General features: G+C 33.9%; 19 protein-coding genes and 1 pseudogene. 8 read left to right on the top strand and 12 right to left on the bottom strand.

Annotation, left to right across the window (positions count from 1 at the left end; genetic code table 11):
• Window positions 1-6 precede the first annotated feature (6 nt).
• On the bottom strand, window positions 7-231 hold the full coding sequence (locus tag MKY70_RS10450) for a hypothetical protein (protein ID WP_201051932.1): 225 nt from the start codon (window positions 229-231) through the stop codon (window positions 7-9).
• Window positions 232-428: 197 nt separating this feature from the next.
• Here MKY70_RS10450 and MKY70_RS10445 point away from each other — a divergent pair, with 197 nt between their 5' ends.
• Window positions 429-1,379, top strand: a complete 951-nt coding sequence (locus MKY70_RS10445) for a metal ABC transporter substrate-binding protein (RefSeq protein WP_341024141.1) — start codon at window positions 429-431, stop codon at window positions 1,377-1,379.
• A 138-nt stretch (window positions 1,380-1,517) separates the two neighbouring features.
• On the top strand, window positions 1,518-1,988 hold the full coding sequence (locus MKY70_RS10440) for a GNAT family N-acetyltransferase (RefSeq protein WP_044444227.1): 471 nt from the start codon (window positions 1,518-1,520) through the stop codon (window positions 1,986-1,988).
• 137 nt (window positions 1,989-2,125) lie between these two features.
• Here MKY70_RS10440 and MKY70_RS10435 read toward each other — a convergent pair whose 3' ends face one another.
• Entirely contained in the window at window positions 2,126-3,076 is a 951-nt protein-coding gene (locus tag MKY70_RS10435) for a CobW family GTP-binding protein (RefSeq protein WP_341024139.1), read from the bottom strand.
• 166 nt (window positions 3,077-3,242) lie between these two features.
• On the opposite strand from MKY70_RS10435, the gene MKY70_RS10430 reads away from it, so the two are divergent.
• Window positions 3,243-4,145 carry an aldo/keto reductase gene (locus MKY70_RS10430; RefSeq protein WP_201066968.1) on the top strand — a complete coding sequence of 301 codons (903 nt, stop codon included), beginning with the start codon at window positions 3,243-3,245 and terminating at the stop codon, window positions 4,143-4,145.
• Between the two features lie 24 nt (window positions 4,146-4,169).
• Here MKY70_RS10430 and MKY70_RS10425 read toward each other — a convergent pair whose 3' ends face one another.
• Together MKY70_RS10425 and MKY70_RS10420 are read right to left on the bottom strand one after the other, a co-directional pair.
• Window positions 4,170-4,754, bottom strand: a complete 585-nt coding sequence (locus MKY70_RS10425; protein WP_341024137.1) for a GNAT family N-acetyltransferase — start codon at window positions 4,752-4,754, stop codon at window positions 4,170-4,172.
• An 84-nt stretch (window positions 4,755-4,838) separates the two neighbouring features.
• Window positions 4,839-6,302: a flavin monoamine oxidase family protein gene (locus tag MKY70_RS10420; protein WP_088032616.1), complete on the bottom strand. Its 1,464-nt coding sequence runs from the start codon at window positions 6,300-6,302 to the stop codon at window positions 4,839-4,841.
• A 187-nt stretch (window positions 6,303-6,489) separates the two neighbouring features.
• Between MKY70_RS10420 and MKY70_RS10415 the strand changes: the two genes are divergently transcribed.
• Window positions 6,490-6,681 (top strand): DUF3896 family protein, encoded by a 192-nt coding sequence (locus MKY70_RS10415; protein WP_002012420.1) that lies wholly within the window; start codon window positions 6,490-6,492, stop codon window positions 6,679-6,681.
• 104 nt (window positions 6,682-6,785) lie between these two features.
• The gene (locus tag MKY70_RS10410) at window positions 6,786-7,787 is read left to right on the top strand and encodes an LLM class flavin-dependent oxidoreductase (protein WP_088032614.1); all 1,002 of its coding nucleotides are present in this window, start codon (window positions 6,786-6,788) and stop codon (window positions 7,785-7,787) included.
• A gap of 52 nt (window positions 7,788-7,839) precedes the next feature.
• Here the strand turns inward: MKY70_RS10410 and MKY70_RS10405 are convergent, their stop codons facing one another.
• From MKY70_RS10405 to MKY70_RS10395, 3 genes are all read right to left on the bottom strand, one after another.
• On the bottom strand, window positions 7,840-8,781 hold the full coding sequence (locus MKY70_RS10405; RefSeq protein ID WP_002189348.1) for an alpha/beta hydrolase: 942 nt from the start codon (window positions 8,779-8,781) through the stop codon (window positions 7,840-7,842).
• 256 nt (window positions 8,782-9,037) lie between these two features.
• Window positions 9,038-9,502 carry a DUF3939 domain-containing protein gene (locus MKY70_RS10400; RefSeq protein WP_000488199.1) on the bottom strand — a complete coding sequence of 155 codons (465 nt, stop codon included), beginning with the start codon at window positions 9,500-9,502 and terminating at the stop codon, window positions 9,038-9,040.
• A gap of 108 nt (window positions 9,503-9,610) precedes the next feature.
• On the bottom strand, window positions 9,611-10,054 hold the full coding sequence (locus MKY70_RS10395; RefSeq protein WP_002012416.1) for a Dps family protein: 444 nt from the start codon (window positions 10,052-10,054) through the stop codon (window positions 9,611-9,613).
• 235 nt (window positions 10,055-10,289) lie between these two features.
• Between MKY70_RS10395 and MKY70_RS10390 the strand changes: the two genes are divergently transcribed.
• Entirely contained in the window at window positions 10,290-11,330 is a 1,041-nt protein-coding gene (locus MKY70_RS10390; protein WP_060752116.1) for a YkvI family membrane protein, read from the top strand.
• A 33-nt stretch (window positions 11,331-11,363) separates the two neighbouring features.
• Here the strand turns inward: MKY70_RS10390 and MKY70_RS10385 are convergent, their stop codons facing one another.
• From MKY70_RS10385 to MKY70_RS10365, 5 genes and pseudogenes are all read right to left on the bottom strand, one after another.
• Window positions 11,364-11,732 carry a DUF3979 family protein gene (locus tag MKY70_RS10385; RefSeq protein WP_002086098.1) on the bottom strand — a complete coding sequence of 123 codons (369 nt, stop codon included), beginning with the start codon at window positions 11,730-11,732 and terminating at the stop codon, window positions 11,364-11,366.
• Window positions 11,733-11,998: 266 nt separating this feature from the next.
• Entirely contained in the window at window positions 11,999-12,304 is a 306-nt protein-coding gene (locus MKY70_RS10380; RefSeq protein WP_002064965.1) for a hypothetical protein, read from the bottom strand.
• A gap of 164 nt (window positions 12,305-12,468) precedes the next feature.
• Window positions 12,469-14,451 carry a methyl-accepting chemotaxis protein gene (locus MKY70_RS10375; RefSeq protein ID WP_341074502.1) on the bottom strand — a complete coding sequence of 661 codons (1,983 nt, stop codon included), beginning with the start codon at window positions 14,449-14,451 and terminating at the stop codon, window positions 12,469-12,471.
• 208 nt (window positions 14,452-14,659) lie between these two features.
• Window positions 14,660-15,709, bottom strand: coding sequence for a ribosome small subunit-dependent GTPase A (rsgA, locus tag MKY70_RS10370; protein WP_088032610.1), 1,050 nt, complete (start codon window positions 15,707-15,709; stop codon window positions 14,660-14,662).
• Between the two features lie 182 nt (window positions 15,710-15,891).
• Window positions 15,892-16,419, bottom strand: a pseudogene (locus MKY70_RS10365) (DinB family protein).
• 196 nt (window positions 16,420-16,615) lie between these two features.
• On the opposite strand from MKY70_RS10365, the gene MKY70_RS10360 reads away from it, so the two are divergent.
• Both MKY70_RS10360 and MKY70_RS10355 read left to right on the top strand, forming a co-directional pair.
• Entirely contained in the window at window positions 16,616-16,963 is a 348-nt protein-coding gene (locus MKY70_RS10360) for a DUF4257 domain-containing protein (protein ID WP_002202297.1), read from the top strand.
• Window positions 16,964-17,047: 84 nt separating this feature from the next.
• Window positions 17,048-17,272, top strand: coding sequence for a hypothetical protein (locus tag MKY70_RS10355; protein ID WP_140152372.1), 225 nt, complete (start codon window positions 17,048-17,050; stop codon window positions 17,270-17,272).
• Window positions 17,273-17,335 lie beyond the last annotated feature (63 nt).

The raw sequence follows: 17,335 nt of genomic DNA, 5'->3' as shown, positions 1-17,335 counted from the left end.
CTTTACTTACTCTTTTTTCTCTTCTTTTTCTTCCGCTGGCAATTTTGTAATTGTTGTAGCATCCCCTAAATTACTTATTAGTCTTCTTAAAAAAATTAAAACAAAAGATAATGGCAAAACAACCGCAAGTATTAATAAGATAGCTTCCATGAAGTAACCCAAGCGCTCATCCCCTTTTTTCTGCTCCCTCCCAATATATGAAAGTAACATTGTCACATATGCACTAATCATAAAAATTAATACCTTTCTTTTTGACAGATTTATTACAAAATCAAATCGTAATGATTATTATTTATTGCAACTTTCATAAAGATGTATTATACTAGGTTCGCAAACTAAAACGTAATTATTCCGTTTTGTATTAAAACGATATTTTCTTCTTATATTTGGAGAAAATATAATTGTAAAAAAGAAAAGAGGAGAATTATATGCCTAAAAAATTAGCTCTATTTTCATTTATACTTATTTTCACACTCATCTTTGCTGGATGTTCTAACAACAAAGATAGTGCAGCGAAAAAAGATGGGAAACTTTCTGTTTATACAACCATTTTCCCACTCGCTGACTTTGCAAAAAAAATCGGTGGTGATTATGTAAATGTAGAAACAATTTACCCACCTGGTGCGGATTCTCATACATTTGAACCAAGTCAAAAGCAGACTGTACAAGTGGCGAAAGCCGATTTATTTGTTTATAACGGCGCAGAATTAGAACCATTTGCCGAAAAAATGGAAAAATCATTAAAAAAAGAAAACGTAAAAATTGTAAATGCATCTAAAGATATCGAACTTCGTGCTTCATCTGAAGAAGAGCAGCACGATCATGGAGACGGTCATAAAGAAGATGAACATCATCACGATAAAGACCCACACGTTTGGATAGACCCTACTCTTGCGATGAAACAAGCAGAAAAAGTTAAAAATGCACTTGTAGAATTACAGCCTGAACATAAAAAAGAGTTCGAAAAAAACTTTGCAGCACTACAAACAAAATTTACTGATTTGGATGATCAATTTAAAGCAGTTGTTGCAAATGCAAAAACGAAAGAAATATTAGTTTCACACGCAGCTTACGGCTACTGGGAACAACGATACGGTTTGAAACAAATTCCAATCGCTGGAATTTCAGCATCTGAGGAACCATCTCAAAAACAGCTTGCTGACATTACAAAAACAGTAAAAGAGCACGGTCTACAATATATTTTATTTGAAACATTCTCTACTCCAAAAGTAGCATCAGTTATTCAAAAAGAAACAGGTACAAAAATTTTACGCTTAAATCACCTTGCTACTATTTCTGAGGATGATGCAAAGAACAATAAAGATTACTTCACATTAATGGAAGAAAACGTAAATACTTTAAAAGAAGCAACAAACTAATCAACTATATTTTCTAGGCAGCTGAATATGTCATTCAGCTGCCTTTTTATGTATTTATCCTTGACTTGATCGAAATAACAAGTAGAATTATCCATATTAGCTTGTAAGCTATACTAATTTAGAAGGTGAGTTGGAACTATGAATCTTCACATTTGTGAAGTAACAGCAAATAATTGGCGTTCAGTTGCTGCTTTAGACGTAGCAAAAGACCAGCAGCAGTTTATTGAAAGCAATGCGTTTTCTTTAGCGGAATCATTATATGAAGAAAACGGAACGTCAGTAGCCTTATATGACAAAGAAACACTCGTTGGATACGCAATGTACGGTTGGTATTCCCAAAAACATGAAAGCGTATGGTTAGATCGTTTTATGATTGACCAACAATTTCAAGGAAAAGGATACGCAAAACGTTTCCTTCGCTTACTAATTCAATTCTTGCAAGAAAAATTCGAATGTAAAATAATTTATTTAAGTTTACATCCTGACAACAAACACGCAATGGGACTATATGAGTCATTTGGCTTCCGTTTAAATGGGGATATTGATGACGAAGGTCCAGTTGTAGGTGTTGTAATGGAATTACTTATAGATGAAAATACAAGCCTGTGAAAACAGGCTTTTTATTATGCATTTATCAATGTTATGTTTTCTATTTTTAGTTTCTTTCCCTTATATACTTCATTTTTGTAATCTAGTATTATCTCATTAAAATGCTCATAAAAAATAAGCCTGCGATTTACGCAGACTTATTTCACACATTCTTCAAAATGTTCTTGGAACCATTCTTTATTAATATCTCTTCCGATGAAAACTACTTCGCTTACTCGCTCTTCGCCCTCTTGCCACTCTCTATCGTACGAAGCAGCAAATAACGTATGCACACCTTGGAAAACAATACGTTTATCTACTCCATCAATAGATAAAATTCCTTTGTAGCGATATAAATGCTCCCCTAGTTCCTGAACGACAGCTGACATCCACTCATTCAATTTTTGTAAATCTAACGGACGTTCTTCACGTAGTACAAACGACTTTACACCTTCTAGATGTTTATGTTCTGTATGAGGGTAAATTTGCAGCGTATCTTTCGTTTTAAACGTTTGAATTTGTAATAACGATGGAATATCTACCTCACAGTTAGTCGCCTCGATTAACTTTGCAGTCGGGTTAATTCCTTGAAGTTCATGCAAGAGATTTTCTTTCTCATTTTCTTCAATTAAATCTAATTTATTAACTAACACAACATCAGCAAAGGCAATTTGTTCTTTTGCTTCTAGTCCCTTTTCAAAATGTTTATGTATATGATAGCTATCTACAACTGTTACAACACCGTTAATTTGATATGCAGATTGAATAACTGGATCTAAAAAGAAAGTTTGAATAATCGGACCTGGATTTGCAAGACCTGTTGTTTCAATTACTAATCCATCAAAGTCCATTTTCCCTTCTGCTTTCACATCCAGTAATTGTTTTAAGGCAACAAGTAAATCTTCACGCACAGTACAGCATAAACAACCGTTTGTCATTTCCATAATTTCTTCTTCAACATTCATAATTAATTGATTATCGATACCAATTTGCCCTATTTCATTTACAATCACTGCTAATTTCTTGCCGTGATCCTCTGATAAAATTCGATTTAATAATGTCGTTTTCCCTGATCCAAGAAAACCAGTTAATATTGTTACTGGAATCATCCCTTACATCTCCTTATAGCTCTATGTTTCTACATTATAGCATATAGAAAAAATCGTTTTTGTAGCAAAACATATTTATTGTATGTACGACCCTGTAACTATATAATAATACGTAGTAAGAAAGCCTTTTCAAAAATATTATTCATTCATATAGGGGGTACTTATAGTGGAACGAGTTCAAATGGCCGAAACGCTAGAATTTTCTCGTATTATTCAAGGTTTTTGGCGTTTAGCAGAATGGAATATGCCAAAGCAAGAGTTACTTTCTTTTATTGAAGACTGTATGGATTTGGGGATTACTACTTTCGATCACGCTGATATTTATGGCGGATATACGTGTGAAGGATTGTTTGGAGAAGCGTTACAATTAAAGCCTTCCTTACGCGAAAATATGCAAATCATCACTAAATGTGGAATCGCTCCCCCATCACCTAAATTTCCAGAGCGATATGTTGCTCACTACAATACGAGTGCTGAACATATCATAAAGAGCGCGGAGGATTCATTACAAAACTTACATACAGATTATATTGATGTATTGCTCATCCATCGTCCAGATCCATTTATGGATCCAACTGAAGTGGCAGAAGCGTTCTCACGCTTAAAGCAAGAAGGCAAAGTTCGCCACTTCGGTGTATCTAACTTTTTACCTTCACAATTTAATATGTTAAGCTCATATTTAGATTTCCCGCTCATTACAAATCAAATTGAAGTATCTGCGATGCAAATGGAGCATTTTGAAAAAGGTACGATTGATTTATGCCAAGAAAAACGAATCAATCCAATGATTTGGTCACCTCTTGCTGGTGGTGAAATCTTTACTGGCCAATCAGAACGTGCCATACGTGTACGTGAAACTTTACAAAAAGTTGCTACTGAACTAGGTGTTACTAGCATCGATACTGTTATGTATGCATGGTTACTTGCTCATCCAGCTAACATGATGCCAATTGTTGGCTCTGGTAAATTAGATCGTGTGAAAACAGCCGCTCTTGCTACAAAAGTTAACTTAGACCGCCAACAATGGTTTACAATTTTCGAAAGCTCTAATGGACATCCTGTACCATAATAAACAAAAAGAAGAGCTGTTTCTTTACAGCTCTTCTTTTTCATATATATTTCTCGTCATTGCAAATACACACATATCCCTTAATCCATTTCCATCCACCGCAACACTCGCGCTTTCTAAAGTACCCTCTAATTTAAATCCTAATTTCTCAGGTATCGCTCTACTCTTCTTATTTAGAGAATCACAACGAATTTCTACGCGGTTTGCTTTCAATTCAGTGAAAGCATAATCTGTTATACCTTTTGCAGCCTCTACCATATAGCCCTTTCCACTAAACCTTGAATCAATCCAATACCCGATTTCAAATTGAGGTATATCCCAATTAATACGATGTAATCCGGCAGATGCAATAAATTCACCTGTTTCGTTCGAAAAAACTAGTAGTCTCAAATCTTCACGCTGCAAAAATTGAATATGCGATTTTCTAATACTCTCTTCTATTTCTTCCTCTGTTTTCTCTTTTTGTGCAAAGACCATCCAAGGTTTTAATTCTTGTATTGAAGCTTGAATTGCGTCATATACAACTTTACCATCACCTGGTTTTGGCATTCGAATAAAAAGCCTGTCAGTATAAAATTCAGAAGGAAAATCGAATAATAACGGATTCACTGTAAACACTCCCTATAATTCTTTTATATATAATAATATCCATCTCAAGTTATACAGTAAAGAAATTTCTGAATTTTAAACTTTTTAATCGTTCACTTCCATCGCCACACGCACTCCAGATTCAATCGCACCTTGAATCCATCCGTGATACAGCGTTGTATGATCACCAGCAAAATATATTCTCCCCTCAGGTTTTACAATGACTGGCTGTAATTCAGATTCTTGACCAGCTTGAAATAGTGCAAACCCTCCAAGCGCATATGGATCTAATGTCCAACTTTTTGATATTCCAGACATGAACTCATCATATACTTGACCGCCTAATATTGTTGCTAAATTTTGTAGTGTGTAATAGATACGATCCCCCTTTGATACCCCATCCCATAACAACGCATCATAAGACCATGTATAGCTTCCTAACATCATAGCAGGCCCTTTCTCTCCGATTCCATGGCTTGGATAATACGCATAACGTATAGGAAGATCTGTTATAATTCTCCCACCTAATTGCCCTTGTTCCTCCCAAAAACGACTTTTAAATTGAATTCCTATTTTTGTAGCTGGCATATAATGCAATTCGCGAATTGTTTTCCACTTCGCATGAGATATCGAATCAAATGGATCTACTTCTACAAATCGCATTGTTGAAAAAGGAATTGTAACAATAACTAAATCCCCTGTAATACTACTATATTCAAAAGTTTCCTCGTTCCGGTAATAGGCTGTTACACCATTGGCTTGTTGATGAAGCTTCATTAATTTTTGATTATATATAATATTTTCTTCTAATTGTGGTAAAAAAGACTTTGGTAATTTATCATTCCCACCTATTATTTCACAAAATCCACTTTCCTCTTGCATAATGTATAAAAATCGTAACGTCTCAACGAATGACCTTTCTAAAAAACCTTCTAAATCTAATAGAACACCTATCATCTCAATCGTTACTGGCGAAAAATACGTATTATATTGATAAGGATGATATTTTAAAAATTGACCTGTAGAATATTTCCCAAAGTCCTTTACTACAATATCCCAATTTTTCTCTGGGTTCTTTTTTATAAAATTTATAATGGGCTGTACCGCTAACATTAATAGTTCCTCAGACGTTTTCCCAACTTCATTCATTTCCACAGGATATCTTAAAATACTTGGATCTTTTTCGTATTGTTTTAATGTCGTTTTCTGACCATTTACGTAGATAATATCTGTCTCATTCCTATTAATAAAAGGGCTCACCTGTAGCCCAAACTTTCTTATATACGCCATCGTTAATGCATGCGAATACGGAATTCTCATCGCTCCAACATCTAAATATAATCCGGTATCTTCCATCCTAACTGTCTCTATGCGGCCACCTACACGGTTGTTCGCTTCAAAAACCTTCACTTCATGCCCTGCTGCTTTTAATAAAGATGCCGAAACTAATCCAGCCATACCAGCCCCTACTACAATGATTTGTTTCGGACGTGTCGTCTTCTTCAATCCCTTATTTATAACTTTTAACGTTTCATCCATCTCATTGTTAAACATTATATCTTTCTGCACAATCCCACCCCTTACTTCATGAAATACGAATTAGTGGTTTAGTGCATTTTATTCATAAATTCACTTAAACATAACACCACCACAATTTGAAAATTCACTAAAAATACATAAGGTGCAGCTCTCCCCCTTCCACATGCTTCATATGATAAACATACAGATAGTAACTGTATGGAAAGGGTGGATACACATGAAACGTACTTACGATTATCAGGCTACAAAAAAACATTTAGAATTAAAAAAACAGCAGTTATGTAAAAAACTCACTAGCGTTAAACTAACTGAAGAAGAACGCAAGCAAATACATTTAGAAATTGATAACTACGAATATATATTAAACTTAGTCGAAATGAATCATTATGAACGAGGGTTTTCTCATTAAAAGCGGATAAAAAATTATTCACTTTTCCTTTTGAGCATTTCATTACGCATTTTTCGTAAGTAAATATATAATAGGATGTACATTAAGATTGAGAGGTATATTCTATGATCAAATTAAGTGTATTAGACCAATCACCTATTTCAGATGGTAGCACAGCAGCCAAAGCTATTTCGCATACAGTTACGCTTGCACAAGAAGTTGAGAAACTCGGATTCACACGTTTTTGGGTATCCGAGCACCATAATTCAGTTAGCTTAGCTGGTTCAAGTCCAGAAATACTCATTTCACATATTGCCGCGAAAACTGACCGTATTAGAGTTGGTTCTGGTGGTGTTATGCTGCCACATTATAGTCCATATAAAGTTGCCGAGAATTTCCGCGTTTTAGAAGCACTTTATAAGGGCCGCATCGACCTTGGTGTCGGGAGAGCGCCTGGTGGTATGCCGATAGCAACTCGCGCACTTCAAGAAGGTAAAATGGTCTCACTTGATCAATATCCAGAACAAATTGCAGATGTTGCTATGTACTTACATGATCAAGTACCAGAAAACCATCATTATGCAAACTTAAAGGCTACTCCAGTTATCCCAACATCTCCTGAAATGTGGATGCTCGGTTCTAGCGGAGAAAGTGCAATGATTGCCGCAAAGCAAGGCGCTTCTTTTGCATTTGCACAGTTCATTAACGGATACGGTGGCCCTGAAGTAATGAAGGCTTACCAAGAACAATTCCAACCTTCCTATTTAGGTGATAAACCAAAATCAATCGTATCTATTTTTGTTATTTGCGGAGAAACAAATGAAGAAGCGGAGAAGATTGCATCAAGCCTTGATTTATCGATTTTACTATTAGAACAAGGAAAACGGACTACTGGTACTCCTTCTATTGAAACTGCTCAAAATTATTCGTATAGTGCTTATGATCTATTCCGCATAAAAGAAAATCGTCAACGTATGATTGTCGGTGATCCGTCTTCTGTGAAAGAAAAAATATTAAACTTAAGCAAAGCGTATAATACTGACGAATTTATGATTGTCACGATTACTCATCAATTTGAACATAAATTAAACTCTTATCGCCTATTGGCAGATGCTTTTAATTTATAATAACGAAAAGGAGATGCATCACATATGATGCATCTCCTTTTCTTACTACCAATCAATTGTTTTTGCTTCCTATATATTCAATAGCTTCTTTTAATAACTCATCAAAATTATGAGGATAATCATGATTTAAGTTAGGCACAACTTTATACTTATGTTCTATATTTTTATCCTTTAATAACGTTACAAATTGCTGTGTACCTTCAAAACAATCTTCATCTTGATCCCCACATATTATATATCCTTTTATGCTTTTATCATGCAATATTCCAATCATCTCTTCCCATTCTTCCATTTCCGGAAGCCACGGTGCCACAAAAATAAAACCGTTCACTTCTATTTCACCTTGTAACATGGAATGTAACGCTACTCTTGCCCCAGCAGAAAAGCCACCAATAATAATATTCCCAAATGTTTTATTCACTTTAATCTTATTGTAATGTCCTTTTAACTCTTCTCTGCCTCTTTCGATATTATCCCACACATATCCATCTGAAAATTGAATTTGGGAAGATTGAGGCAATGCTAGCATAAAACCTTGTTCCATTACAGAGTTCCAATATGGTTCTATTATTTGTATATTTTCTTGATCCCCATGCAGTGTTATTAGTAGATTTTCATTTTGTTTGCTGTATTTATATTTCACGTCTGCTTGTTCCGATTTCTTTGCTAATTCTTCTCTTTCTTTACATAATTGAACCATTCTATGAAACTCTTCAAATTTATGTAGTGGTTTTAAATCATCATCGGAAATTAAATACTCACTTCCGTACCAAAATCCATTTTCTATAATTGCTTTCTTCATTAAATGCAACGCTTCTTCTTCAAGTCCTGCTGCACTTGCTAATGCATATTTAAAATTATATATTTGTGCTTCATTACCCATTACATCTTTAGCATTATTCATTATATAAGAATACGCTTCAAAACTTCCTTTATTTGCATAACAATGTAACGTTTCATTTAATAACTTAATATAAGTCATATTATTTTCCATATAGGAATTCCCCCGTAACCTTTTATAATAATTGCTTCTCCAATCTTCCTATCATTCTAGGGTCACGGTATAAGTAGTTAAATTCTACAATTCAACTTAACAATACCTGATTCTCAAAATGATATTTAATAGTTAATGTATGTATACGCATAATACACCACTCCTTCCTATCCACTAGTTGTAGTATAAAGTTAAATAAACTGAAAAATCAATATTTTAATAAAAAAAGACAACAATAATATTATTGTTGTTGTTCTCATAACATCTGCCCACTATTCTTTTTTTTCTTATCTGGTTTACTTGAAACTAAATAATGCTTTTCTGAAATATATAAGTTTCTTTTTAATATACGATTTAAATATGGTCCTAGCTTCACTCCGCATATGAGGCGATCTTCGCTATCTTCAACAATTGGGAACATTTCTTTTTCTGTTACATATTGATCTACAGCCTTTTGTACGATATCAATTTCTTTAACTAGGTTTAAATTTTCTTCTGTATGTTCAAATACTTCAAGCGTTTCCTTCGTTATCAGAAAAAAATTTGTTGGAAATGCAGGTAAATAGGGCTTTAACAAATCATAATTTACTGTGTAATCATCATTTACTAAAACTGTATAAACGATATTAGCATTCGTTTCTAGAAACTTCGCCATCGCTTGTTCTAATTCATCTTTCGTAATTTCCCTATCTTCTTTTCCAGTTCTGAAAAAGCGAAACATTGTATCGCCTCCTTTTTACTATATTATAGCATAAAAGAAAACTGAAAAATTATAAAAAACTCTATTGAAAGAATTTTTCAATAGAGTTTTTCTTTAATCCATTTATGTTTATTTTAAGAATGCACTTAACATCCATACATGTTGTTCTAATGTCGTATGAATTGCTAATAGCATATCAGCCGATGTTTCATCATCAGCTTCATCAGCTACTTCCATACCTTCTTTTAATTCTTGAATAAGTGCAGAAAAATCGTTTACTAAAATTTGCACCATTTCTTCTGCAGACTCTTTGCTTGTCCCTTCGATTACAGTTGAAGTTGCTAAATACTCTTTCATTGTCGCTAACGGTTTTCCTTCTAACGCTAAAATACGCTCTGCTAACTCATCAATGTATGTTCCTGCTTCATTATAAAACTCTTCAAATTTCTCATGTAATGTAAAGAAGTGCGGTCCTGTCACATACCAATGATAATTATGCAGTTTGACATATAATACATTCCAGTTTGCTACCTGTTTGTTTAATACTTCAACAACATTCGTTTTCGTACTCATACAATCCACTCCTCTTATTATGTTACTATCTTTTAATGACCTAACTTCATTTTACCATACATTCCCTATTCTTTTGAATGAACAGCTTATATGTAACAAAGTTTTAACAACCTTAATATTTCCCTAATATCATATAATTCATGTATCCTTTCAACTACTTCATATGTCTAATTGTCCAAGCTCACACATATGCATAATAGTAAGTCAAGCTCATCATAGAAGAAAGAGGGATAACATGGACAATCAACAATGGCAAGTAGCAAAGAAAGTCGCTGCTACTTATATCGGAACTGTCGTTGGAGCTGGATTTGCTACTGGGCGAGAAATTGTTGAATTTTTCACAGTGAACGGATTGTACGGGACCATTGGCATATGTATAAGTGGATTTTTTTTTATTTGGCTCGGTACAAAGATGATGTTGCTCTCCTCACAAATCGGGGCATTTTCAGCGCAAGATTTCAACAAATATTTATTTGGAGATGTATTTGGAAATGTTATAAACACATTATTATTACTCGTATTATTTGGTGTAACGAGCGTTATGTTATCAGGAGCCGGGGCAGTATTTGAAGAACAACTTCGCCTCCCGAGACAACTTGGTATTTTTATCACAGTCATCGCCTGTCTCATTATTGGGAGCCGGGGATTACAAGGTGTCTTTGAAGTAAATACACTTGTCGTACCTATTATGATGATCTTTATTATCGGACTTGCTATTACAACCTTTATTCATGGTACAACTCCTATTATGGACACCGTTCCTACAGAAAGTTGGAATATGAAATGGATCACTAGTCCTATTACATATGTCGCATTAAATCTTTCTCTCGCCCAAAGTGTTCTCGTCCCATTGGCCGGTGAAGTAAAAGATCGAAAAGCTATTTTATGGGGGGGGATTTTAGGAGGTGCGGGGCTTTGCTTTATTTTATTATGTAGCCATTTAGCAATATTATCAGTTGAACAATTTTATCAATATAACATCCCAATGGCTGAAGTTGTAAGAAGGTTTAATGCAACTTTCCATTTTTTCTTTGTTCTTATCATTTTTGGTGAAGTATTCACAACATTAGTTGGGAATATATTCGGAATGACAAAACAAATGCAATCCATTACCGGATGGAAAAGTAATAACATTATTTACTTCATATTACTAATTAGTTATTGCTTTAGTTTCATTGGATATAGTGAATTACTTCATATTCTATACCCTATTATCGGTTGGGTGAGCATCATTTTACTACCGATTATTGCCTTTAAACAACTTCAAAAAACATAAAAAAACATCCGTGTATACGGATGTTTTTCATCTTCATTCACAGTCTTCACATACTTCCCAGTACGGCCCCATTTCTACTGCAAGATATGGCTTTAATTGCAAACGAATCATTCGACTTGGCATGCGTTCCAATACGAATTGAATGCCGTCTTCCTCTTCATCCAACTCAACTTTTGAAATAGCAATTCTTTGCATAGTAGTAATAGGGCTTCCATCTTTATATAAAGTGATTTTCACCTCATCATACTCATTAAAATACAATTCAACATTCATTTGCTTTTTTAACATTTCATCAACAATTTCATAATTATCATTTTGTTCCTGGATTATATATTTCCAGCCGCCTCTATCTAATTCTATCGGAGCAGCTTGGAATAATGTCATCAAATCCTCGTATAGCATAAGATAACCCCTCTCTTACTAAAAAACGATGAGTATTTTATATACCCTTTATCTCTATCACTATCCATGTTTATTGTACCATATATCACAAATCTTACCGCATTCATTTGCTTTATAAACACATACAAAACATATAGTATTTTCAGTTCACTCTCTATTCACTAGTATGTTCCCTTACTGATAACTTATCACTTTCCTTATTTCCTACACACTACTTATAACTCTTAAAAAACCACAAAAAAGAAGAGTAATTTATATCACTCTCCTCATAAGATTTTTCCTGTAGCTGCTAATGCTAACACTATAATTAAACTTGCAAATAATAGTGATACAATTAAACTAAAAATCGGTAATATTTTCTTTTCATTCTTCTTAAATAATAACCTTAAACTAAGAATGATATTTAATGGAACAAATATAAAATAAAAGTATTTAACGATTTGTAATGAGCTATTTGAAAGTGTTTTAAATACAAACACTTCAATTAAAAAAGCAACAAAGAATAAAATGCTTAACCAAAACGAGACATAGCTAAGCCAAGAATGTCTTTTCGTTCCCCAATACACTCCCATACTGATCTCCTTTAAACGTAGTCTATATTATATTAATTATACACCCGCTTAACAAATTCCTCTATTTTTCGACAAACATTAAATACATTGAACCTCTAATCCGTTTATCAGCTAAAAGACTGTCTCTAATAGCACTAATGCTATTTTGAGACAGCCTCCCCTTTTTATACTTTAAATCTTTCAATTAATACTTGTAACTCTTCAGCCATTTGAGATAGTGTACCAGCTGCAGAACCAATTTCTTCCATAGAAGCTAACTGCTCCTCAGCTGACGCTGCAACACTTTGTGTACTCGTCGCATTATTTTGTGCCGTCATAGCAATTTGACCAACCGAAATAGATACTTCATTTGCACCTTTTGACATCCCATTAGCTGTTTCAACCATCGTTTTAATTTGGTTAGCAATTTCATTTGTAGATTGTAAAATTTCAGTGAAATTTTGTTTTGTTTCATTTGCAATAACAAGTCCAGATTGCACTTCTTCATTTACATTATTCATAGATTTTACTGTCTTACTCATATCATCTTGTATTTCACAAATTAATTTACTAATTTCACTTGATGATACACTAGATTGTTCTGCTAATTTTCGTACTTCATCAGCAACAATTGCAAAGCCTCTTCCATGCTCACCAGCTCTTGCAGCCTCAATTGCTGCATTTAAAGCTAGAAGATTTGTCTGATCTGCAATATTTTGAATAACTTCTAAAATATCACCAATTTGCTTTGATTTGTTATTCAACAACTGAATAACAGCATCTGACTGTGAAACAGATTCCGCAATAGATTGCATTTGATTTACTGTTTTTCCAACTAGCTTTCCACCATCTTCTGCTTTTTCACGAGTGTGAGCAGAAGCAGTATTAATAGATGATGAGCTATTTGCTACATGCTGAATCCCTTCTGTTACATCAAACAGTAACATAGCACCATTTTCTACGCTTGCTGTTTGCGTCGTTGCCCCACTTGATATTTCATCCATTGCCATTGTAATTTGTTCCGTTGCTTCACTCGCTTGTCTTACACTCGCAGTTAGCTCTTCTGATGCCGCTGCTACATGCCCGGCCGAATCATTAATTCTTCCAATTAACGTTCTTAGTGAATCTGTCATTTCATTAAAACCTTTTGCAAGTTGACCGATTTCATCGTTTGAATGAATTTCAATTGTTTGCGTTAAATCTCCTTCACTTATTTCTTTAGAAGTGGCAACTAATCTCTTTAAAGGTTTTGTAATAGAAAGAGTTACGAAATAAATAAGTGCCCCTCCTACAACTAATGAAATAAGCATAACAATTAACATATTATAAAATACAGGCTGAACAGCTTCAATTACTTCATTTGAGTACATCGTTCCACCGATTTTCCAACCTGTTTTTAAGTTTGTAGCAAATACCATTTTCTTTTCACTACCATCATACGTGTATGAAAAAGTGCCTTGATTATCTTCGTAAATTCTCTTTGCCCAAGAATCAGCTGCTTTATCTCCTGGTTTTTCTTGAGGATGCGCAATTATTTTTTGTTTTCCATCTAAAATGAAAGTATATCCTTTTTTACCAATATTGATTAACTTTGTTGTTTTCAATAAATTCTCTAAACTTAAATCTACCGCAACAACACCATTTTTATCTTCTGTTTGTTTCGCAATCGTTACGACAATATGTCCATTTCCTTTCGCCTTATACGGTTCAGTGACCACGATTCCACCTTGTTTACTCACTGCATCTTTATACCAAGAACGAGTTGTTGGATCATAATCTGCTGCCATTTGTATATTTGGTTCTTGCACAAACTTCTTATCATTGCCGGCAACATATACTTGTTCAATATCTTTATTTAAATTAATATATTGAGATAACACCTTTCTTAATTCATCTTGATTATCTCCTTGATACATATCACTATGAATCACTCGTGCAAAGTTATTTACTTCGTTAAATTTCGCCTCAATCATTTGATTGATTAAATTATCTAATATTTTTATATTATCGTGAGCACTACTCGTAATTTGTGATTCAAAATTCTTTTTAGCCGTTTGATAAGACATTCCTCCAATAATAGAGACAGCTGCAATTAAAATTATCAAAAATGAAATTAATAGCTTTTTTGCTACTTTTATATCTCGAAACCACCTTAACAGTTTACTCATTATAAACCTCCTACATTTAAATATTAAGTTTTAAAGATAAATTACCAATTATAAATATATCCCATTCCCTATCCTCTATTTTTACAATTCGTTTTTGATAAACACCTTGTAAAGTTTAAACAAATATTTCCCCTTTGTCTATATATATGAATAATATTATTATAAAATTTACAAATACAAAAAACCAAAGGAATAGTCCTTTGGTTTTTTACATTTTTTTATGTTGTTTAGAAATCTTCTTCCACTTATCACGCTCAGCTCTTGCGAGAATAGCATCTTGTTTTCTCATAAAATACGCTAATTCTCTTTGCAACTTTTTATAGCTTTGCAAACGATTTATCGTCATTAGCCCGTTATCAATTGCTTTATGCACTGCGCATCCTGGTTCATTCTCATGTTTACAATCTCGAAAGCGGCAAGTATTTGCAAGATCTTCAATATCGGAAAATGTAGTTTGAATTGCCGTGCTTCCTTCCCAAAGCTGAAGTTCCCTCATACCAGGCGTATCAATTACTAAACCGCCACTCGGTAATTGGAACAATTCACGGTGAGTTGTCGTATGTCTTCCTTTACTATCTTCTTCACGTATATCTCCAGTTTTTGCTACATCTGTTCCTATTAATGCATTTAATAAAGTAGATTTCCCTGCACCTGAAGATCCAACTAAAGCAATTGTTTTTCCTGGTGAAACAAATTGTTGCAATAATTCTATTCCGACGTACACTAAGCTATCAACAACAAATATAGGAACACCGATTGCTACCGCTTCAGTTTCTGCAATTTTCTGTTCCACATCTTCACATAAACTACTCTTCGTTAAAACAATAACAGGCATTGCACCGCTCTCATAAGCCACCAGCAAATAACGTTCCATCCTTCTTACGTTGAAATCATGGTTAAGTGCATTCACTAAAAATAGATAATCTACATTTGTTGCGATAATTTGTTCTTCAGTTCTGTTACCAGCTTCTTGTCTTGAAAAAGAACTTCTTCTCGGAAAAATACGGTGAATAATTGCCTTTTTCTCATTTTCTATTTTCTTTATATACACCCAATCCCCAACTGCCGGATAATCTCCCTTCGTTAACGCTTCATGACGAAACTTCCCAGACAGTTCCGCTACATATTCACCATCATTACAAATAATCCGATATATATGCTTATGCTCAAGTAAAATACGCCCTACTTCATAGTTCTCTACAGCTTGTTCTTCAAAAAAAGAATCCCATCCGAAAGATTCTAAAATATTTTGATCCAAATTGATATCCTCCCTAGTTTGAACTTAGTGGAAGGATTGTGCGCTCACTTATAGAGTATCGCCCTTTCCGTCCACCTTTGTATTTAATTTATTATTCATTACAGTCATATTCGCCATAATACATCACTCCGATCTTATTTTAATTACTCTCATTATATGGAATATTGATTTAAAAAGCTACCTCATTTGACGTAATTTTCAAATAACTTTCTTTTTAACATTCTAATTTGTCCACGATGACTAATTTCATCTTCTATCACATGAAACCAAAGATAGTGCTGGTTATACGCTACACCGTTAGGCCACTTTCTTTCTGACATTAGCCATGTATCATCTACTTCACTCAAATACTTTAGCGACTCTTCTCGAACACTTTGCAAAAGTTGTACATAATACTGTATTTCATGACCATGAATCGTTCTCCCAACTTCCCCTAAATACAGTGCATCTTCCCATATTTCTAATTCTTCTTTTGTAAAGTCATGATTTTGAAATGAAATAAGCTGATGGGCTTTTTCTATAGCCGCTATATGCTTTAGTAACGCTCCGATGGAATTCCCTCCACTCGGCATAATTAAATCTAATTACTCAACTGATAGATCGTTTATTTCCTGTAATGTTACAGCCCTCGTATGTTCCAGCATGCTTACTAATTCCCCTATATTTTTTGTATAACCATCTACACTTCTTATTCGATAATCTATATTCATATCACGCACCCCTTTCTACATTCATATTAACGAATAACCGCTTCATACAATAGACTGAAATATATCAGATTTTTCTGTTATAATTAAATTGAATACGGAATAAACCTAAACAAACTTTCTCAATATGCTTATATGAAATATTAAAAGGAATCAATATCAAATTATCGAATCTTATTCACTAAAAGGAGTGGATTCGATGGAAATGTATCAATGGCTAACTGCTGTTCTAGTTGGTGGCGTTACTGGCTTCGTTTCCCATCTGATCAATAACCAAGGTAAGTTATTGCTTCCACGCCGTTTAAAAACGTTTTTCCACTTTGGGTTTTTAACCGATATATTTACAGGTAGCCTAGCTGCACTTCTTGGACTTGTTTTATTCGATGTCACCTTAATTAAAGAAATAATAAAAGTATCTATTGTAACCGCTATTTCAGGCCAAACCTTTTTACTTCATCAAGCTCTAGGTGGTGAACAGGCTAAAAATACGCAAATTGGGAAAGCTGACGAGAAAATTCAAGAAATTGACAAATTATTACGACGTTAATCTATACTTTCTTTAAAAATTATTGTTATAATGAAAAATAAATATTTTCTATCGCGTCGTTTGTCAGAAGAAAGGGTGTTTCGTATGACAAAAAAGAAAATAGAAGATTTCTTAACAAACACCGAAAAAGAGGAACTGCTAGAAAACTATAAATGTTTACGAGAAGCCCGCACAAAAAGCGAAGCTAACTATTTTGGTGAAGCAGTAGACCATCTATTAAATAAAGCTAAAAAACGAATTATTGATGATGCAGGAATACATGATGAAAATGCGGCAACTGTTCAATCAAAGAGAAAAGCACTGTTTTAGCTAAAACAGTGCTTTTTATTACGGCATTTTTCACATTACTTTCACATCTATTTCACAAATATA

It is taken from the genome of Bacillus sp. FSL R9-9492 (assembly GCF_038007365.1).
Lineage (GTDB): Bacteria > Bacillota > Bacilli > Bacillales > Bacillaceae_G > Bacillus_A > Bacillus_A mycoides.
The sequence above is the reverse complement of the archived record's forward strand: the minus strand, read 5'-3'. Positions and strand labels throughout refer to the sequence as shown.